The following is a 20570-nucleotide window of genomic DNA, read 5'->3' as shown; positions in this document are numbered from 1 at the left end:
TTAAGCGCGCAAATTTACAAATAATTAAGTAATATTATATGTTAAAAAAATGCACTGGTTTACAACGGTTTAAAAGGCTGATAATAAATTTTTCTAAATCTGTAACCTAATAACAGCGGCGCGGTCTAAATGTTACAAAGTATGATATTTTTAAAACTATTTAGAGAGAGCTTTTTATTTGCCTTTGATGCACTGAGGCAAAATAAGCTGCGCACCCTGCTATCATTACTGGGTGTAACCATCGGTATTTTTACCATTATTGCTGTATTTTCGGCGGTTGATACGCTGCGAAACAACCTGCAGCAAAGTGTTAATAAATTGGGTAGTAATAGTATATACGTACAAAAATGGCCCTGGATAGGCGGCGAAGATTTCCCGTGGTGGAAATACCTGCAACGCCCATCGCCAAGCCTGCGCGATTTTGCCGAACTGCAAAGACGCAGCCAAACTGCTTACGGTATCTCTTATGAGGTTAGTGTTGATGGCCGTACCGTTAAATATGGCAGTAATACCATACAGGGCGTAAGTATCTGGGCTGCATCGCAAGACCATGATAAAACCTGGAACTTCGATTTTTCTACAGGCCGTTACTTTACCGATATGGAATCGAAAACCGGTGCACCGGTTGCCATTATTGGTGCCGATGTTGCTGATAACCTTTTCCCGGGCGGAGATGGCTTAGGGAAGAAGATAAAAATTATGGGCCGATACGTTACTATAATTGGCGTATACACCAAAGAGGGCGATGATATTTTAGGGATCTCTGATGATAAGGTAATCCAGGTGCCATTGAACTTTGCCCGTAATTTAATGGACATTCAAAGCGATAAATACGGGCCTCAAATTGTAGTTAAAGGCAAACCCGGACTTACTGATGTGGAGGTAGAAAGCGAATTGAAAGGCTTAATGCGCTCTATCCACAGGCTTGGCCCACAACAAGAAGATGATTTCTCGCTCAACAAAACAACCATACTTTCTAACCAGCTCGATACCTTGTTTGCTGTTGTTAATATTGCCGGGTTAATTATCGGAAGCTTCTCGATACTGGTAGGCGGGTTCGGTATTGCCAATATTATGTTCGTGTCAGTTAAAGAGCGTACGCCGATTATCGGGATCCAGAAATCCCTGGGTGCTAAAAACTACTTTATATTGCTGCAATTCTTGATAGAAGCTATTGTGTTATGCCTTTTGGGAGGGATTATAGGCCTCGGATTAGTTTACCTCGGTACATTAGGTATAAAGGCTGCTATCGGTATGAAGATTGTACTCGATATTAAAAATATCATAGTTGGTATAAGTACATCCGTAGCTATCGGTATCATCTCGGGTATTGTACCGGCTTATTTTGCCTCAAAGCTTGATCCGGTGGAAGCGATAAGATCGAATTAATTTGGCAATTAGCTAATTTGTCAATTTGGTAATGAAAAATCATCAGTAAATGGAGTTTTAATTGACAAATTGCCGAATTGACAAATTAGCTAATTAGCGCCAGCTCTCTTTTTGACGAAAAAATGTTGTTAAATACATAAACAATTTACAAACACACCTTACCTTAGCGGCTTATAATACGCAGATTTAAACTACATTTGCGTAAGACACAATTATACTTCTATATTTCTATGTCAGAAAATGCACAGCTAAAAATTGGTGATCAGGTTATTGATCTTCCTGTTATAGAGGGTACCGAGCACGAAAAGGGTATTGATATTTCGAAGCTTAGGGACCAAACCGGTTATGTTACTTTAGATATTGGTTATAAAAATACCGGCGCTACCAAAAGCGCTATCACTTTTTTAGATGGTGAACTGGGTATCCTTAAATACCGTGGTTACCCAATTGAACAATTAGCCGAGAAATCAACATTTATTGAGGTTGCCTACTTATTAATCTATGGCGAACTACCCAATAAAGAACAGCTTGCAGATTTTGAATTCCAGATAAGCCGCCACACACTGGTACACGAGGATATGAAGAAATTTTTTGATGGTTTCCCGTCAAAATCGCACCCAATGGGGCAACTTTCTTCATTAATCGGTGCTTTAGCCGCTTTTAACCCCGAGTCGCTTAAGCAGGGCTTAACTAATGAAGAAGTAAACCTGGAGATCATTAAGCTGATTGCTAAAATGAGTACCCTGGTTTCATGGATTCACAAAAAGTCATTAGGGCACCCGGTAACTTACCCGCAAAATAAGCACGATTATGTAACCAACTTTATGCACATGACCTTTGGTGAAATTACCGAAGAGTATGTGGTAGATCCGGTTGTGGTTGATGCCATGAATAAATTACTGATCTTGCACGCAGATCATGAGCAAAACTGCTCTACCTCAACTGTGCGTATCGTAGGTTCGTCTGATGCTAACCTTTATGCTTCTATCTCGGCAGGTATATCTGCACTTTGGGGCCCACTTCACGGTGGTGCTAACCAGGCGGTGATTGAAATGCTTGAGAAAATTAAGGCTGATGGTGGTGATACCGATAAATGGATTGCCAAAGCTAAAGACAAAAATGATCCGTTCCGCCTGATGGGTTTCGGTCACCGTGTATATAAGAACTTTGACCCACGTGCCAAGATCATCAAAAAAGCATGTGACGATATCCTGGAAAAATTGGGTGTTAACGATGAAGTGTTGGAGATTGCTAAAAAGCTGGAAGAAGTAGCCCTGAAAGATCCATACTTTGTAGAGCGTAAACTTTATCCTAACGTTGATTTTTACTCAGGTATCATTTACCGTGCATTAGGTTTCCCTACCGAAATGTTTACCGTATTATTCGCTTTAGGCCGCCTACCAGGCTGGATTGCACAATGGAAAGAGATGAAGACTAATAAAGAGCCAATTGGTCGTCCTCGTCAAATTTATGTTGGTGTAAGCGACAGAGATTACAAAGACATCAGCAGCAGATAATTGCTGTTAATGATATAAATGGAAAGCCCGCTTAGTAGCGGGCTTTTTTTGTGGCAAGGATTTACAATGCTTGAAGTTTGCGTTAGGGATTGAAGTGGATACCGGCCTGTGTGTAAGGCCTGCAGGCGTATGAACGTAAAGCCCGGCCCGTAGGGAAACGCCCAAAATAGTTATTGAGTTGTGAATTAGTGAGTAGGAGCGACGAATTAATATTAATTGAAGAAGATCCTTCGCTGTAGCTCTCCAAAGGAGTCCTTCGGACTGGATGACAAATTAGGTTTTATAATTATTATCAAATTTTCCCTACAAAAAAACCGCCTCTTCTCAGGGAGGCGGTTTTTAATCAATCAATCTACAATCCTAATCAATATTTTATTGTTTAGTTAGGGTATAAGTAAGGGTTGCCTCGCTAAAGGTAACCAGGTATTTACCATCGGCAGGTATCGCAATATTGCCTGCGGTAGTACTTGCTACACCATTGGCACCACCATAACTGGTATCCCAGGCGTGGTTTAACCTGAATTTAATACTGCCCGAAGCCTTTAATGTAGCAGTGCCGCTCCAGGTCTGGGTGCCATTGTTAAAGGTCATGTCAATATCGTCGCCGGCATCCCAACCAAGTGCACCGTCACCAATAATGCTGATCTGGTATGCTTTCATGGTCAGGGTGTTTTTGTTCTCATCAAGTACCAGTTGGGTATTGCCAACGGCCGGTGCAGTTAAGTTACTGCTGGCAGTAGTGCTTACTGCGCCACTACCTGCATCGCCATAGGCAGTGTTCCAGTTTTTGGCAGTTGTAATTTTATAAGTAAGATCAGTACCTACAAAGTTGATAATACCGGTGTATACGCCATTACCTGTAGCCGATTTTAAGCTATCAGCAGTAGCCGGATTCCAGCCCTGGTAAGCGCCCGGTACGTATACATAAGATATTAATGGGTAAGGCGTAACAGTTACCGTTACCACATTTGAATATACTGGCGCAACTGCTGTAGAGATCTGTGATTTTACACGCACCTGCATTGGCGCTGCAACACCGGTTTTCATATTTAATGATAATGCAAGGGCATTAAAATCTAAACCGGTATAAACTACTGAGCCTGCTTTTGCAGCCAGTACAACTTCTTTAGGAGCAGCAAAGTTATCGCCGCTCACATCAAGCTGTAATGTATTGGTAGGGGCAGCAGGGTAACCAAAGCTTGGTTGTGTAACTGTGAAAGTAACTGCTGTAGTAGTTTCGGTAGCCTTGGTTAATACCAATGTACTGGCCGATGCAGCAAGTGTGCCGCCTTTGGCGTTGGCTGGGTCGGCCACAAGTTTGGTTTCATCCTTTTTGCAGGATGCCAGCATCAGCAGCGAAACGCAGCCTGCTGCTAAAACTGTATGTAAATATCTTTTCATCATAAAATGAGTTATATAAATTGGTTAACCGGCCGCCTAAGCGGCCGGCAATTATTAATATCCTTGGTTTTGTTTCAAGTTAGGGTTAGCGCTCAAATCTGGTGCAGGGATAGGGTAAATGGTACGGAATGATTCAACCGCACGGCCTGCTGCCACGCCACCTTTCCAAGGCCATTTGTAGTTATCACCATAAAACTGACCGAAACGGATTAAGTCTGTACGACGTACTGCCTCAAAATACAACTCACGGCTACGTTCGGCTAAGATGTCGTTTAGTGCAACCGAAGTTACATTACCGTTGGTATTACCATAAGCACGTGCACGTACTTTATTATAAGCATCTAACGCACTGCCTGCTGTACCGGTTCCGCCACGTAACAACGCTTCAGAATAAGTCAGATACATTTCCGCAAGGCGGAACAATGGAAAATCTGTTGAAGTAAATACACCATTTGGCGATGGTGCGGCTACACCTGCCGAAGTCATATTGGTAAATTTAACTACCGCAAGACCATCAGTAAAGGTCGATTCATCGTCATTAGCAATCTTTGGTCCGGCAAACATGGCGCGTTTATCAGTATTACCGCTGTAATCACCGAATGTAGTTGCTGGTAGTGTACTTACCGCACGGTTACCACCCCAACCACCACCGGCTACACCATAAGCTGCAGGGTTTAAAGCTGCGTTTAAGCATGAGTTGATCAGGAAGGTTGTACCGCCATAATTTTGGCCGGTAACACCATCATAGTTGATAGATAAAATTACTTCCGGATTATTCAGGTTATTATCAGCCTTAAAGAGGTTAGCGTAGTTTGTATTTAAAGTATAACCTGCACCAATTACTTTTGCTGCATAAGTTGCGGCATCGGTATAGCGGCCCTTGCCGCTACCTAAATAAACTTCGGCATTTAAATATAAACGAGCCAGTAATGCCCATTCGGCACCCTGATCAGCACGGCCATATTCGTTTGCTTTTGCCGCAACTAATGAGCCATCAATTGCTTTTAATTCAGACTCTACATACGCAAACAGGCTGGCACGGCTTATTTGTGCAGGGTAAACTTTACCAATAGGCGAGTTCTCGTCAACAAATGGTGGGTTAGCAAATAAATCCATCAGTACCCAGTATTGAAAAGCGCGTAAAAAACGGGCTTCAGCACGGTAATGGCGTATGTTATCTGCATCTGCACCTGTAAAGCCACGTGCAGCTATTTTATCATCAGTTGATTGTGCGATAAATGAGTTGGCTACCGTGATCTGGTATACGCAGCGGGTGTATAAACCATTCAGGAAAGTGTTGCCCGATGTCCAGTTCATATCATGGAAGTCGTGCAAGCCTACATCGTTCCAGGCGCAGATGGCCTCATCGGTAGGTAATTCCTGTGCGTTCCAGTAAAGGCGTAAAAAGTCGGAAGTACCGGCATCAATACCACCCAGATCAGAGCTTCCTGAACCGGTGCTGCCTGTTAAGGCATACGCACCGTATACTTTAGCTAATGATTGTTTGTAACCCGTAGCTGTGCTGTATACATTATCGGCAGTGGCCGTATTAATTGGTTCCCGGTTCAGCTCTTTTTTGCAGGAGGTTAAACCACCTGTAAGCAGGGCTGCGAGTATAAAAGTTTTAATCAGATTATTTTTCATCTCTCTTGTGTCGTTAAATTAAAAGCCCAGGTTAAATCCTAAAGTATAGGTACGTGGACGTGGATAGAATTTATTGTCAATACCGTTATAGATCTCCGGATCTATACCTGTGAATTTAGTGATCACAAATACGTTTTGTACGTTGGCATTTAAGCGTAACGTTAAATGCTTGTTGCTGGTAATATGGCCAAAGTTGTAACCTAAGCCTAAGTTATCCATACGTAAAAACGAAGCATTTTGCACGTAATAATCAGATAAGTATTGGTTGTTGGTAAATAAGGTGTTGTAATAATCTGTGCTGGCATTACCAATTGTACCCACTGTTGTAATAATGTTACGGCTGGTACCCAGGTTAGAAGCTGTATTGTTATATACGTAGTTGCCCAAACTGGCACGTAATACAGTGCTCAAGCTCCATTTTTTATAATCGAACTCGGTTGAGAAGCCCATAGTAACTTTAGGGGCAGGGCTTTTGTATAAATAACGGTCGCTATCATTAATAATACCATCGCCATTTAAATCGGCGTAAACACCTTCAAGTGGTTTGCCGTTAGCGCCATATACTTGTTTGTAAACATAGAACGAGTATGGTGCATAACCAACAGCATGCTCTTGCACGGTAGTGCCTGTAGCACCCGAAATAGAACCGGTAGCTATTGTTACATTTTGTACACCCGGTACTAAGCTAAGGTTGGTAATTTTATTGTTGTTATAAGCTACGTTATAGTTAAAGCTCCAGGTAAAATCTTTGGTTTTAACAGGGATAGCATTAATGGTAAACTCAACACCTTTTGTTTCGGTGTTACCAACGTTGGTTGTAATTAAGTTGGTAAAGTTGGTACCAACCGGCAAGTATACCTGCGAAAGCAGATCTTTAGTTTTCTTGTAGTAAAAATCAATGCTACCGCTAATGCGCTGGTTTAAGAAACCGTAATCAAAACCGGCGTTATAAGCAGTTGTTTGTTCCCATTTTAAGCTGGTATCATAAGCATTTGGTGTATACATGTTATAAAGGCTATTTCCACCATTGCCAAATTGATATTTAGAAGTGTTATCACTCAGGTAATAAGATGGGATATAACGATAATAATCAATACCGTCTTGCTGGCCGGTTACACCATAGCTTAAGCGCATTTTCAAGTCAGACAAAGTTTTTGAACCTTTCAAAAAGTCTTCGTCGCTCATGCGCCAGGTAAATGCTGCAGAAGGGAATACACCCCAACGGTTTTCGGGAGAAAATCTTGATGAACCATCTGTACGGATAGATCCTGCTAAAATATATTTGCTATTGTAAGTGTAAATTAAACGGCCATAGTACGATTCTAAAGTATAGCGGTTTTCGCCGTAAGGGTAAGTAGGGGTAGAACCATCTACAAGAACTCCGGCTGCTGTATAGCTTGCAAAGTTGCGGTTAACGGTACGGAAATCGTAATAACCATAACCTGCTGTAGCGTTAATATTACTCTTAATATCTTTAAAGGTGTTGTTGTAGTTTAAATAACCTTCAAAAACCGAGTTATAGGTTTTTTGATGATATTCTGAACTCAAACCGCCTGTATTGAAAAGGTTATTTGGGTTACCGTTGCTAAAAGATTGTGCTGCATTTGCAGGTACGTAAGTACTGCCGCCGCCTTTAGCCAAATCATAACCTAAGTTAACGTTAGCATGTAATTGCGGTAAAAAGTGAAAACGATAATCGGCGGTAACGTTACCGTAAGTTCTGTAAGCGTCGCCATCATTGTGTTTATCCTCTAATAAACCAACCGGGTTACGCGGGGCGTTAGGATTTAACAGGTTGTTGGCATCATAAAACTCGGTATAACCGTTATATTTTGATTTTGAATTATAAACGGGTTGAGTTGGATCGAAAGCTACGGCAGCGCCGATAGCATCCTGATTAGCAAAGCGGCTATCCTGGTAAGTACCGTTTAAGTTTACATCAATTTTAAGGTCATCGTTAAAAAAGCGTGGGCTTAATCTAACAGCACCAGAAGTACGGTCGATATGGTCGGTTTTTAAAATACCATCCTGGCTAAGGTAACCAACAGAAACGCGGTAAGGCATGTGTTTGGTTGAACCAGAAATGCTCAGGTTATCATTACTTGCAAATGCATTTTGATAAATTTCATCCTGCCAGTTAGTATTGGCAGTACCTAAAAGCGCTTTAGCGGCGGCATTACCATTAGCATTTACATAAGCTCTGATCTGATCGCCGGATAGCAGGTCTAATTTTTGTGTTGCTGTAGCAATTGAGTTTTGCGAGCTGAAATTGATAGTAGGGGTACCACTTGTGCCTTTTTTGGTAGTAATGATAATTACACCGTTTGATGCACGTGAACCGTAGATAGCAGTTGAAGCCGCATCCTTAAGGATGGTAAAGCTTTCGATATCGTTAGGATCAATTAAGCTGATCGGGTCACCAACACCGGCAATTCTTGAAGTTCCGTCAGGGTTTCTGCCCGGAGCCAATGGCACACCATCAATTACAATTAAAGGCTCATTGCTGGCGTTTAATGATGCACCCTGGCGGATACGGATGGTGCTACCAGCACCTGGCTGACCACCGGTTGTAGTAATAGATACACCGGCTACTTTACCTTGTATCAATTGATCGGGCGAGGTAACGGTGCCTGTCTGGAAGTCTTTTGAACCTACAGTTGAAATAGCGCCTGTAACTTCTTTACGTGTTTGTGTACCGTAACCGATAACCACAACCTCGTTTAATGATTTAGTGCTTGGTAACAGACCGAACGATGCAGTTGTGGCGCCGTTTACGGTTACTGTTTTTACTCCGGCTTCGTAACCAACAAATTTTGCGGTTAAAGTATATGTGCCGGCTTTTATGTTTTTAATTACATAATTACCGTCGGCGTCAGCAGCGGCCCCGTTGGTGGTGCCGTTAATAGTTACTGTTGCACCGGGTAGGGGTTGATTGTGTTCATCAACAATCTTACCGCTGATGCTTCCGGATTGCGCAAATGCCATAATAGAAAGCATTAGGAACGCAAAAAGAAGCACATACTTTTTTGAGTAGGTTTTTCCCATTTAGTTTAGTTTTTTTCTGTTAAAAATTAAGGCTATTGAAGGCCGAAATTGGTTTATTTGTTTTATGCTAAAACAGCATGCGACTAATTTACAGCAAGAACTAATATTTGCAAATTTTATATATAAGATAATTATCAATACTTTTTATTGTCTAATTTTAACTTTAAGGAAATATTGATAGGGGCGTAAGTTTTTAAAACAAAGACTTATTTTCGGGCTTATTTTGAACTAAATAAGGATTATAAAAAAAACTGGTGTCAAAATTACACAATTGGCAATTTTACTTTTACGTAAACGTTACCGGGAACGTTCCCGGTAAATTAAATGTTCATCATACAATTAATAATGAAAAAAAAATATTTTTTCTGCGCGTTTTTGCTTTTCGCGCAAACTTTTTTGATTACGGCACAGCCCAAAATCACCTTTAACCTGCATGCGCCGGCTGCCAAAAATGGAGCGGAAAGCAAGCTTTATTTGGCAGGCAGTTTTAATAGTTGGCAGGCGGCAGATACTGCTTTTAAATTGCAGCAAATAAGTGAGGGTACTTACCGGCTAACAACCCGGTTAAAACCTGGCTTATACGAGTTTAAGGTAACCCGCGGCAGTTGGGAAACTGTTGAATGCGATGCCACGGGAAATGGCCTAACTAACAGGCAAATTTATTTGAAGAAGGATACTACCATTAATATTACTGCGGCAGCCTGGCAGGATAACTTCCCTAAAGCAGAGAAACAGCACACAGCCACAGCACAGGTACATATTATTAGTGAACATTTTGATATGCCGCAACTGAGCAGGCAACGCCGGGTATGGATCTACCTGCCCAAAGATTATGAAACCACTAAACGTAAGTACCCGGTGCTTTACATGCACGATGGTCAAAACCTGTTTGATAATTATACTTCGGGTTACGGCGAATGGGGCGTTGATGAACTGATGGATAAAGTGCCCGAAAAAGACCAGTGTATTATTATAGGTATAGATCATGGCGGCGATTACCGCATTAGTGAATACAACCCCTACGATTCTAAATATGGCAAAGGCCAGGGTGATGCTTATGTGGAATTTCTGGTAAAAACGTTGAAGCCTTATATAGATCAACATTATAAAACGCTTACTGATGCCGGACACACAGCAATTGCAGGCAGCTCGATGGGAGGATTGATCTCTATGTATGCCGAATTAAAATATCGTGAAGTATTCGGACAGGCGGGTATTTTCTCACCGGCATTCTGGATAGCGCCGCCTATTTATGATTTCGCCCAAAAACAAAAAGTAAATGCCAAGGCCCGTTTCTATTTTGTATGTGGAGATGCTGAAAGCGATGATATGGTAGCCGATATGCAAAAGATGGCAGAGCTGATGCAGGCTAAAGGCATCAACAAAGTAAGTACACCAACCGTTATTATAAAAGGAGCTCAACATAACGAGAAACAATGGAATGGCGATTTCCCTGCGTTTTATAGCTGGCTGGTGGAAGGATTTAAGTAGAAGCCGATAATTTGCGATATTAGCAGGCTTTGTCACCCGCAATAATGACGATACAAGAAATTTTAAAGCAATACTGGAACCATCAACACTTTCGCCCGCTGCAGGAGGAAATTATTTCTGCCGTGCTGGATGGCAAGGATGCGCTGGCTTTATTGCCTACAGGTGGTGGTAAGTCGGTTTGCTTCCAGGTGCCTGCTATGGCGATGGATGGTATTTGTCTGGTGATCTCTCCATTGATTGCCTTGATGAAAGACCAGGTAGAGAACCTGCGTGCTAAAGGGATTAACGCCATATCTATTGTATCAGGCATGAGCAGGCGGGAAATTGATCTGGCATTAGATAATTGTATTTACGGCGATGTAAAGTTTCTATACCTCTCACCCGAGCGTTTATTGTCTGAGTTGGTGCAGGAACGTATCAAGTATATGAGGGTAAACCTCATTGCGGTTGATGAAGCGCATTGTATCTCGCAATGGGGTTACGATTTCCGTCCGTCATACCTACATATTGCCGAGCTGCGCAACCTGCATCCGCAAGTACCTATACTGGCGCTTACGGCAACCGCCACGGTAAATGTTAAGATTGATATTATTGAGAAGCTGCAATTGCGAAATGCAGTTACGTTTCAGCAAAGTTTCGAACGTAAAAATATCAGTTACCTGGTAGAATATGAGGAGAATAAACTCCGCCGGATGTTGCAGGTTGCCCGTGGTGCCAAAGGCAGCGGCATTATATATGTACGCAGCCGTAAAGACACTTTTGAGCTGGCGCAATTTTTAAATCAGAATGGTTTACGTGCCGATTATTATCACGCCGGTTTATCGTCAGACCTAAGATCATCCAAACAGAACAACTGGAAAAATAACCTTACCAATATAATGGTAGCCACCAATGCTTTCGGAATGGGGATTGATAAGCCGGATGTAAGGTTTGTGATCCACCGCGATCTGCCCGAGAGCCTGGAAGCGTATTACCAGGAAGCAGGCAGGGCTGGTCGGGATGAGAAGCGTGCCTACGCCGTACTCCTATATAATAGTGCCGATAAGGTGCTGATGGAGAAAAAATTTGAGGCCAGTTACCCAACCCTCGAAGAAATGAAGCAGGTATACCATTACCTAGCTAATTACTTTCAACTGGCCTACGGTGCAGGCGAGGGGCTGAGTTTTGATTTCGACCTGAAAGATTTTTGCAGCAAGTTTAAGCTCGATGCCATCAAAACTTTAAATGCCTTGAAGTTTCTGGAGCAGGATGAATACCTGTCTGTTAACGAGAGTGTATTTCTGCCATCACGTTTCCGTTTCGAGGTAATGAATGAGCAGCTGTATAACTTCCAGATCCAAAACCCGGCATGGGATCCTTTTATTAAGGTATTGCTGAGGTCTTATGGTGGTGCATTCGACCACTATATTAATATCCGCGAATTCGATATCTCCAAACGAACGGGTACCACGGTGCAGATGATCATCGATAACCTGAACCAGTTGCAGGATTTTGGTGTGCTCAATTATCTCCCTCAAACCGATAAACCACAGATCACTTATTTAAAGCCCCGGCAAACCGGTGCTAATATGCTCATCAGCATTAACTATATTAATGAGCGCAAGCAGCTGTACCGCGATAAAATGGAAGCCGTGTTTCATTATACCGAAGCCCAGAAATGCCGCAGTCAGTTATTGTTAGCTTATTTTGATGAGTATGATGCGCCCAAATGCAGCCTCTGCGATATATGCCTGCAAGAGAAACGCCAAAACAACCGTCAGGAAATAGCCGAAAACCTCGCTACAGAGATCATTCAGCAGCTTACCACATCACCCTTAACCCTCGATCAGCTGATTACCGCGCTCAACGGTAATCACCAAAACGAAAAACTGGCCGCCATCAGGCTGTTATTAGATGCCGGGAAGGTAAAAACCAACGGCGATGTGTATTATTTATAGGGGATTTCGCCGATAAAATTAACCCGTTCACCGGGTAAAACTGCCTGTTTACATATTAGATGCCTTATTGGGTAACGGAGGCTGTAACGTTTTAAAAATGGGTGCGTCTTATTATCGTAATTAGCACAGAGGCTATTACAATTAACAGATCATCAAAACATTACATAATATGAAAACTCAAATCTTAACCATTGCAGCAGTGTTATCATTAGCATTAGCAACCAGCACAAACACATTCGCAGCAACTCATAGCAGCAGCACCAGCACCGTATTAACAGATGTAAAACATATCAACAAAATAGATGTTCGCGGTAACGTTGAATTATACGTATCAGATGGCACAACCGATAATGTAAAAGTATACGATAAATACTACAGCGAAAATGCTTTTGTACAAAACCAAAACGGCGTGTTACGCATCGCATCATACAAAAAAGAAAAATTGGTGATTTGGGTAACCGCAGCCGAATTACAAAGCATCACCGCTTATGATAATGCTTCAGTAAAATCATTCGGCAAATTAAACAGCATTAACCTGGAAGTTAACCTTTACAACCGCGCAGCCGCTAACCTTGAAATGGAAGCTTACAGTGCAAACATCAATGTAAACGATCAGGCTACTGCCAACTTAACAGGTACTGTAAACGATTGTAACTTAAAATACAACCAGTCTGCCACAGTAAACAGCACCAAATTTGTAGCCACCAACATGGTTCGTAAAGTAAGCTCCGATGGCTTTGCAAAAGCAGAACAAGTAGCCGGTTTATAAGAAAACACTTGCAAAAAAGTTCATTATATATGTTCACAGCCATCAAAAATTGATGGCTTTTTTTATTTTTGGTGTAACTTGGGCTCACAATCACTGGTCTAAACACTAAACAATCATCATGAAAAAGCTAATAGTAATCCCTTCATTTATAATGGCCATTGCCTTGTTGTGTACACTCTCTGCGTGCAGAAACAATTGTATTAAAGGCTCGGGCAATGAAAATACAGAAACCCGCAAGTTTGGCGATTTTAAAAGCATAGAAATTCAGGGTGCTTTTAATGTAGTACTTAAACAGGATAGCAGCATGGGCGTTAAAATTACTGCCGATGATAACCTGTTAAAATATATCAGAACAGGTGTAAGCGGCGGCAAATTGCACATTTACTCTAAAAAGAACTTTTGTTCTAAAGGCCCCATCACCATTAACATCGGTGTAGGCAGGCTCGAATCACTATCTGCAGATGGTGCAATTGAGTTAAATAGCGACGGTAAAATCAATACTGATAATTTAAGATTGTCTCTATCTGGCGGTAACAAAATTACACTGAATTTAAACGCCGCCGATTTCTCTGTTGATGGCAGCGGCGCTAACGAGCTCTTTTTAACCGGCCAGGCGGCTGCAGCAAAAAGTAGCTTCACCGGCAGCGGCAAGTTACATGCCTTTGATTTTGTAGTTGGCGATTACGACCTGAGTACCACAGGTGCCAGCAACTGCGAAATTAACGTACTAAAAAGTTTAAAAGTTAGCACAATGGGTGCCTCAGATATTAAATATAAAGGCAACCCGGCTAATATCCAGAATGAAAAATCAGGCGCTTCGAAATTGACGAAGGTTGATTAAGGGAGTTCGGATATCGGATTTTCGATTTCGGAATTAATCATCAAACGCGTCATTGCGAGGAACGAAGCAATCCCCAATATGCAGAGCCGCTCTGTAAAGTTCGCGATTGCTTCGTACCTCGCAATGACGTTCTTGTTTATTACGTGTTAACCAATTCCGAAATCGGACATGCGAAATCCGAAATCAAAATTGTCCGAATTCTCCAAAAAAATCCTTATTTTTGCGCCTCGAAAAACTGACTGCATTTGGCAGCAGAGATAAATTAAAAAACAAAACTCCTTTAATAAGATGAACATCTCACAGGAAAAAACAGGTAAGCTTAATGCTGTTATCTCCATTAACCTTAATCCTGAAGATTACCAGCCACGTGTTGAAAAAGCGATAAAAGAACAGGCTAAGAAGGCTAAAATTCCAGGATTTCGTCCAGGTATGGTGCCAACATCTCACGTAAAAAGAATGTATGGTAAAAGCATTTTGCTTGATGAGATCAATAACCTGTTATCAGATACATTAAACAACTACTTAACCGAAGAAAAACTGGAAGTATTGGGCCAGCCATTACCTAAAGTTGATGATAAGGTTGAATATAACTGGGATTTTAATGACAAATTTGAGTTTAACTACGAAGTAGGTTTGGCTCCGGAATTTAGCGTTGAATTTTCTAAAGATGATAAGTTAGACCAATACGTTATCAAAGTTGATGACGAAACGTTAGACTCTCGTATCAAAAACCTGCGTCGTAGCTATGGAAAGATGACAAATCCTGACGTATCGGCAGATGGTGACGTTCTTTATGGCGATTTAGCGCAGCTTTCACCAGATGGTTCTGTTTTTGAAGGTGGTATTACACAAACTGCTTCTGTTCGTATCGAGCAAATCCAGGATGAAAAAATTAAAGCATCACTGATTGGTTTAAAGAAAGGTGATGTTGTTGAATTTGATATTCAAAAAGCATATAACAATGATGCTGCAAAAATTGCCGGTCTGTTAAAGATCGAAGAAGATGCAGCTGCTGATCTGAAATCTAACTTCAGCCTAACTGTTAAAAATGTTAACCGTTTAGATGAAAGCGACCTGGATCAGGCGTTCTTTGATAAAATATTTGGTGAAGGTACTGATGTAACTACCGAAGAGCAATTCAGAGCTAAGATTACCGAAGAGCTGGAAAGCATGATGGTGCAGGATGCAGATCGTAAACTGCAAAACGACCTTTATAACTACAGCATCGAGAAAATTAAATTTGAATTGCCTGATGAGTTTTTAAAACGCTGGTTAAAAGCAACCAACGAAAAATTAACTGACGAAGAGTTAGCAGGTGGTTACGATGATTTTGCTAAAAACTTAAAATGGACTTTGATCACCAATAAAATTGTGACCAACAATGATTTGAAGATCGAGTACAAAGAAGTTTTTGAACAAGCAAAACGCCAGCTTGATGCACAGTTCCGCATGTATAGCCCGCAACCGCTTCCTGAAGAGCAACTAGCACAATACACTGTACAATTTTTACAGGATAAAGAAAATGCTAACCGCATGTTCGAAGAGGCAAAAGCTATTAAAGTGTTAGATTACCTGAAAGGCATTATCACTTTAAACAAAAAGGACATCACATTTAAAGAGTTTTCTGAGCTTGCAGAAGCATAAGCAAACCTTAAAAATAGTATAACACCATAAAAGCAACCAGGGTAACCCCTGGTTGCTTTTATTTTTTATAAAAAACTTAGTTTTAAGCGCTGCGTTTATTGTTCGATTTCGCCTGTGTGGCACAAATACAAACAAGCGCTTAATAATTATGTAAAAATGGGCAGGCGGTTATTAAACTGTCGGCCTAAAAACTATATTTACCAGTATTAACAGTAATTACTTAATCACAGATTTATGAATAATATTAATAAAGACGAGTTCAGAAAATACGCCGTTAAACACCACCGTATTAACAGCCTGTTTGTAGATAAATTTATATCGAGCGTTGAGCATAAAATGATGCCTACCGCTATTCACCGCCCGGTTGACATGACTCCTTACATCATCGAGGAACGTCAACTGAATGTAGCACAAATGGACGTTTTCTCTCGTTTAATGATGGACCGTATCATCTTTTTAGGTGATGCCATTTATGAAAACATTGCCAACATTATCCAGGCACAATTACTGTTTTTACAGTCTGCAGATGCTAAACGCGATATCCAGATCTACATTAACTCACCAGGTGGATCGGTTTATGCAGGTTTAGGTATCTATGATACCATGCAATTTGTATCAAACGATGTGGCTACTATTTGTACAGGCATGGCTGCTTCTATGGCTGCTGTACTATTATGTGCCGGTGCCGATGGCAAACGCGCTGCTTTACCTCACTCACGCGTAATGATTCACCAACCACTGGGTGGTGCACAAGGCCAGGCTTCTGATATCGAGATCACAGCTCGCGAAATTCAGAAACTGAAAGTTGAGTTGTACGAAATTATCTCTAAACACAGTGGTGCACCTTACCAAAAAGTTTGGGATGCATCAGACCGCGACCATTGGATGATTGCTGAAGAAGCAAAAGAATTTGGTATGGTTGATGAGATTTTACGTGGCGCACACGAGAAATAAAAAATAAAATAATTAATAACATTAAGCTGCTTTTGCAGTTTAATGTTATTGTTATAGCGTGAAGTTGCGATTGTGACGGGGATTAATTATTTTTGATATAAAACCAATTCAGATGAATAAGAACAGCAAGGAAATCAGGTGTTCATTTTGTGGCGCCGGTAAACAGGATTCCCTGATGCTGATAGCGGGGCTTGATGCACACATTTGTGATAAATGCGTTAACCAGGCCAATGAAATTTTAGCTGAGGAACTTAAAGTACGTAAAGTAAAGGCTTCGCCTGCTGCACCTACTATGCTTAAACCGGCCGAGATTAAATCTCACCTGGATGAGTATGTAATAGGCCAGGACGATGCTAAAAAGATATTGTCTGTAGCGGTTTATAACCACTACAAACGCTTAAACCAACGCATAGAAAAAGATGAAGTTGAGATTGAAAAATCGAACATCATTATGGTTGGCGAGACCGGTACAGGTAAAACTTTACTGGCAAAAACCATTGCAAAAGTATTAAACGTACCGTTTTGTATTTGCGATGCTACCGTACTTACCGAAGCCGGTTATGTAGGCGAAGACGTGGAAAGTATACTTACCCGTTTGCTGCAAGCCGCAGATTATGACGTTACAGCTGCCGAAAAAGGCATAGTATATATAGATGAGGTTGATAAAATTGCCCGCAAGAGCGATAATGCCTCTATTACCCGCGATGTATCTGGCGAGGGCGTGCAACAAGCGCTTTTGAAGATACTGGAAGGTACCATGGTAAACGTACCACCACAAGGTGGCCGTAAACACCCGGATCAAAAAATGATTACGGTGAATACCAGCAACATCCTGTTTATTTGCGGTGGCGCGTTCGACGGTATTGATCGTAAGATTGCCAACCGTTTACGTACCCAAACAGTAGGTTACAAGTTAAAGCACGACGATGGCGAGGTTGACATGAAAAACCTTTACAAGTACATCACACCACAGGATTTAAAATCTTTTGGTTTGATTCCTGAGTTGATCGGTCGTTTGCCAATCCTTACTTACTTGAACCCGCTTGACCGTGATGCATTGCAGAATATTTTAACCGAGCCTAAAAACTCGCTGTTGAAACAATACAAAAAATTGTTTGAATACGAAGGTGTTAAATTGGAGTTTGAAACAGATGTGCTTGATTTCATCGTTGATAAAGCAATGGAATTTAAGTTAGGTGCACGTGGTTTACGCTCAATTTGTGAGGCTATCATGATTGATGCGATGTTTGAGTTCCCATCTCAAAAAGATGTGAAACGCCTGAACGTTACGCTTGATTACGCACACGAGAAGTTTGAAAAGTCGGACCTTAAAAAGCTGAAAGTAGCTTAGGTTGATAAAATACCGAATATATTTAGTATATTTGTAAACATTACAAGCAGCCCTGGTGTCAAAAGCACCGGGGTTTGTTGTATAAAAAGTTAGTGTTTCCCGCAAATTAACTTTTCAAACAAGCCCTTACAGGCACTCAAAATAAACTTATCTTTATTGATAAATTGGCCTTCTCCCCAAGAGAGGGCATTGTAGGTTAAAAAGACCTCTCATGGTGAGAGGCAATGTTAAAAGAGGCAATATGAACGAAGAAATCGAAGCAAAAAAGAATCCAATTGAAGAACAAACCAACCAGGTTAAAGAAGTTCAATCACCAGTTAAAGCAGGCTTAAAAACAAAAGAATCAATTGTAGCCAATTGGTTGCCACGTTATACCGGCCGCCCGCTGAGTGATTTTGGACAGTACATTATCCTGACTAATTTTTCAAAGTACCTGCAGTTATTCTCTACCTGGAATAACGATGCACCAATTATGGGCCTGGATAAACCCATGCAAAGCGTTACGGCTAACGGCATCACTATCATCAACTTTGGTATGGGAAGCTCGGTAGCAGCAACTGTAATGGATCTGCTAACCGCCATTAAACCCAAAGCAGTTATATTTTTAGGTAAATGCGGTGGTTTGAAAAAGAAGAATAACGTAGGCGACCTGATCCTGCCAATCGCGGCCATCAGGGGCGAAGGTACATCAAACGATTACCTGCCGGCAGAAGTGCCTGCGCTACCAGCTTTCGCATTGCAAAAAGCAATATCAACCACCATGCGCGATTTTGGTAAGGATTACTGGACAGGTACCTGCTATACCACCAACCGCCGCGTTTGGGAACATGATAAAGAATTTAAGAAATATCTGAAAACCCTGCGTGCCATGGCTGTAGATATGGAAACAGCAACTATATTTACTACAGGTTTCGCTAATAAGATCCCGACTGGGGCGTTGCTACTGGTATCAGATCAGCCGATGATCCCGGAAGGGGTGAAGACTGCAGAAAGTGACTCGAAAGTAACCGAGAGTTATGTGGAAACACATTTGAAGATCGGTATCGAATCATTGAAACAGTTGATCAACAACGGGCTTACTGTGAAGCACTTAAAATTCTAAGATACTAAGTCTATCATTTTAATATACTTTTAGGTAAATAGGTATTGATTATTCAATGCCTATTTGCACCTTTGCACTAATTATGTGGTACAATAATATACTCGAAACCATTGGCAATACGCCGATGGTTAAGCTTAACAAAATTACAAAGGATATACCGGCTACTGTTTTGGCTAAGATCGAAACAACCAACCCCGGCAATTCTATTAAGGACCGTATGGCCCTTAAAATGATAGAAGATGCCGAGCGCGACGGCCGTTTGAAACCCGGGGGCACCATCATCGAGGGTACATCTGGCAACACCGGTATGGGTTTGGCTATTGCAGCTGTAATTAAAGGCTACAAGTGTATTTTTACCAGCACAGATAAGCAATCGAAAGAAAAATTTGACGCTTTACGCGCTTTTGGTGCCGAGGTTATTGTATGCCCAACCAACGTTGATCCCGAGGATGCACGTTCTTATTATTCTGTATCATCACGTTTGGAGCGTGAGGTGCCTAATTCTTGGAAACCAAACCAGTACGATAACCTGTCGAATTCGGCTGCGCATTACGAGCAAACCGGTCCGGAGATTTGGGAACAGACAGAAGGTAAAATTACTCACCTGGTAGCAGGTGTGGGTACAGGGGGTACCATTTCTGGTACAGCTAAGTATTTAAAAGAAAAGAACCCTAACATTAAGGTTCTGGGTATCGATACTTATGGTTCGGTATTTAAGAAATATAAAGAGACCGGTATTTTTGATAAGGACGAGATCTACCCATATATCACTGAAGGTATTGGCGAAGATTTTCTTCCGCAAAACGTTGATTTCAGCCTTATAGATCACTTCGAGAAAGTAACCGATAAAGATGCTGCCTTGATGACCCGTGAGGTTGCCCTGCGCGAAGGTATCTTTGTAGGTAACTCTACAGGTTCGGCAGTTGCAGGTGTGCTACAAATGAAGGATATGTTTAAAGAAGGCGATGTGGTGGTTATTATTTTCCCGGATCACGGTACCCGCTATTTGGGCAAAATGTACAACGAAGACTGGTTGCGCGAACGTGGTTTCCTGAAAGACGAAAAGCTAACAGCACGCGATATTATCAAGAAAAAAGAAACGTCAGAGATTGTTACCATCGACTCAGAGAAAACCGTTCTGGAGGCTATAAACACCATTAAAACGCTTAATATCTCACAAATCCCGGTAACACAACAAGGTATGGTGATTGGTAAAATTACGGAGAGTGATATTTTAGATGCCCTGTTAGAAAACGGCGCACTAAAATCGGCCCCGGTAAAAACCATTACCACAACGCCATTCCCGTTTGTTGATTTGAATACCTCGATAGATAAAATTTCATCCATGATTAACCGCGAAAACATTGCAGTATTGGTAGAAGATGATCACGGTAAAATTGAGATTATTACCCAGTATGATATTATCAACGCAATGGCGGGATAGGTTGTTGGACTGAAAGACTTTTGGATTAAGGATAAAGGACA

Annotated in this window: 14 protein-coding genes; 11 read left to right on the top strand and 3 right to left on the bottom strand. The window is 41.4% G+C overall.

Translation table 11 applies throughout. From position 1 onward, the window contains the following. The first annotated feature begins 141 nt into the window (after positions 1-141). Together PQO05_RS19540 and PQO05_RS19535 are read left to right on the top strand one after the other, a co-directional pair. The gene (locus PQO05_RS19540; RefSeq protein WP_273629123.1) at positions 142-1389 is read left to right on the top strand and encodes an ABC transporter permease; all 1248 of its coding nucleotides are present in this window, start codon (positions 142-144) and stop codon (positions 1387-1389) included. A gap of 230 nt (positions 1390-1619) precedes the next feature. Next, entirely contained in the window at positions 1620-2906 is a 1287-nt protein-coding gene (locus PQO05_RS19535) for a citrate synthase (protein ID WP_273629122.1), read from the top strand. Between the two features lie 372 nt (positions 2907-3278). On the opposite strand, the gene PQO05_RS19530 is transcribed toward PQO05_RS19535, so the two are convergent. From PQO05_RS19530 to PQO05_RS19520, 3 genes are read right to left on the bottom strand one after another with little or no spacing between them, the layout of a single operon-like run. Beyond that, positions 3279-4310, bottom strand: coding sequence for a SusE domain-containing protein (locus PQO05_RS19530; RefSeq protein ID WP_273629121.1), 1032 nt, complete (start codon positions 4308-4310; stop codon positions 3279-3281). Positions 4311-4361: 51 nt separating this feature from the next. Next, positions 4362-5951, bottom strand: a complete 1590-nt coding sequence (locus tag PQO05_RS19525) for a RagB/SusD family nutrient uptake outer membrane protein (RefSeq protein ID WP_273629120.1) — start codon at positions 5949-5951, stop codon at positions 4362-4364. 18 nt (positions 5952-5969) lie between these two features. Then, positions 5970-8996 carry a SusC/RagA family TonB-linked outer membrane protein gene (locus tag PQO05_RS19520; RefSeq protein WP_273629119.1) on the bottom strand — a complete coding sequence of 1009 codons (3027 nt, stop codon included), beginning with the start codon at positions 8994-8996 and terminating at the stop codon, positions 5970-5972. 345 nt (positions 8997-9341) lie between these two features. On the opposite strand from PQO05_RS19520, the gene PQO05_RS19515 reads away from it, so the two are divergent. The 9 genes from PQO05_RS19515 (at position 9342) to PQO05_RS19475 (ending at position 20529) form a co-directional block, all read left to right on the top strand. Then, complete coding sequence (locus PQO05_RS19515) at positions 9342-10487, top strand: alpha/beta hydrolase (RefSeq protein ID WP_273629118.1); 1146 nt, start codon at positions 9342-9344, stop codon at positions 10485-10487. 44 nt (positions 10488-10531) lie between these two features. Then, complete coding sequence (locus PQO05_RS19510) at positions 10532-12424, top strand: RecQ family ATP-dependent DNA helicase (RefSeq protein ID WP_273629117.1); 1893 nt, start codon at positions 10532-10534, stop codon at positions 12422-12424. A gap of 169 nt (positions 12425-12593) precedes the next feature. Then, positions 12594-13193, top strand: a complete 600-nt coding sequence (locus PQO05_RS19505) for a GIN domain-containing protein (protein ID WP_273629116.1) — start codon at positions 12594-12596, stop codon at positions 13191-13193. Positions 13194-13311: 118 nt separating this feature from the next. Further along, entirely contained in the window at positions 13312-14034 is a 723-nt protein-coding gene (locus PQO05_RS19500; protein WP_273629115.1) for a head GIN domain-containing protein, read from the top strand. Between the two features lie 288 nt (positions 14035-14322). After that, positions 14323-15678 (top strand): trigger factor, encoded by a 1356-nt coding sequence (tig, locus tag PQO05_RS19495; RefSeq protein ID WP_273629114.1) that lies wholly within the window; start codon positions 14323-14325, stop codon positions 15676-15678. A 234-nt stretch (positions 15679-15912) separates the two neighbouring features. After that, positions 15913-16632: an ATP-dependent Clp endopeptidase proteolytic subunit ClpP gene (gene clpP, locus PQO05_RS19490; protein ID WP_074488351.1), complete on the top strand. Its 720-nt coding sequence runs from the start codon at positions 15913-15915 to the stop codon at positions 16630-16632. A 112-nt stretch (positions 16633-16744) separates the two neighbouring features. Continuing rightward, positions 16745-17983 (top strand): ATP-dependent Clp protease ATP-binding subunit ClpX, encoded by a 1239-nt coding sequence (gene clpX, locus PQO05_RS19485; protein ID WP_273629113.1) that lies wholly within the window; start codon positions 16745-16747, stop codon positions 17981-17983. Positions 17984-18224: 241 nt separating this feature from the next. Further along, a complete protein-coding gene (locus tag PQO05_RS19480; RefSeq protein WP_273629112.1) occupies positions 18225-19085 on the top strand; it encodes an AMP nucleosidase in 861 nt (286 codons plus the stop codon). A gap of 82 nt (positions 19086-19167) precedes the next feature. Further along, positions 19168-20529 carry a pyridoxal-phosphate dependent enzyme gene (locus PQO05_RS19475; RefSeq protein ID WP_273629111.1) on the top strand — a complete coding sequence of 454 codons (1362 nt, stop codon included), beginning with the start codon at positions 19168-19170 and terminating at the stop codon, positions 20527-20529. Positions 20530-20570 lie beyond the last annotated feature (41 nt).

This window comes from Mucilaginibacter jinjuensis, from assembly GCF_028596025.1.
Lineage (GTDB): Bacteria > Bacteroidota > Bacteroidia > Sphingobacteriales > Sphingobacteriaceae > Mucilaginibacter > Mucilaginibacter jinjuensis.
The sequence above is the reverse complement of the archived record's forward strand: the minus strand, read 5'-3'. Positions and strand labels throughout refer to the sequence as shown.

Excerpts from the sequence above, each read along its gene's own strand:
- PQO05_RS19540 (WP_273629123.1), top strand. The coding sequence starts at position 142 with ATGATATTTTTAAAACTATTTAGAGAGAGCTTTTTATTTGCCTTTGAT.
- PQO05_RS19535 (WP_273629122.1), top strand. The coding sequence starts at position 1,620 with ATGTCAGAAAATGCACAGCTAAAAATTGGTGATCAGGTTATTGATCTT.
- PQO05_RS19530 (WP_273629121.1), bottom strand. The coding sequence starts at position 4,310 with ATGATGAAAAGATATTTACATACAGTTTTAGCAGCAGGCTGCGTTTCG.
- PQO05_RS19525 (WP_273629120.1), bottom strand. The coding sequence starts at position 5,951 with ATGAAAAATAATCTGATTAAAACTTTTATACTCGCAGCCCTGCTTACA.
- PQO05_RS19520 (WP_273629119.1), bottom strand. The coding sequence starts at position 8,996 with ATGGGAAAAACCTACTCAAAAAAGTATGTGCTTCTTTTTGCGTTCCTA.
- PQO05_RS19515 (WP_273629118.1), top strand. The coding sequence starts at position 9,342 with ATGAAAAAAAAATATTTTTTCTGCGCGTTTTTGCTTTTCGCGCAAACT.
- PQO05_RS19510 (WP_273629117.1), top strand. The coding sequence starts at position 10,532 with ATGACGATACAAGAAATTTTAAAGCAATACTGGAACCATCAACACTTT.
- PQO05_RS19505 (WP_273629116.1), top strand. The coding sequence starts at position 12,594 with ATGAAAACTCAAATCTTAACCATTGCAGCAGTGTTATCATTAGCATTA.
- PQO05_RS19500 (WP_273629115.1), top strand. The coding sequence starts at position 13,312 with ATGAAAAAGCTAATAGTAATCCCTTCATTTATAATGGCCATTGCCTTG.
- tig (WP_273629114.1), top strand. The coding sequence starts at position 14,323 with ATGAACATCTCACAGGAAAAAACAGGTAAGCTTAATGCTGTTATCTCC.
- clpP (WP_074488351.1), top strand. The coding sequence starts at position 15,913 with ATGAATAATATTAATAAAGACGAGTTCAGAAAATACGCCGTTAAACAC.
- clpX (WP_273629113.1), top strand. The coding sequence starts at position 16,745 with ATGAATAAGAACAGCAAGGAAATCAGGTGTTCATTTTGTGGCGCCGGT.
- PQO05_RS19480 (WP_273629112.1), top strand. The coding sequence starts at position 18,225 with ATGAACGAAGAAATCGAAGCAAAAAAGAATCCAATTGAAGAACAAACC.
- PQO05_RS19475 (WP_273629111.1), top strand. The coding sequence starts at position 19,168 with ATGTGGTACAATAATATACTCGAAACCATTGGCAATACGCCGATGGTT.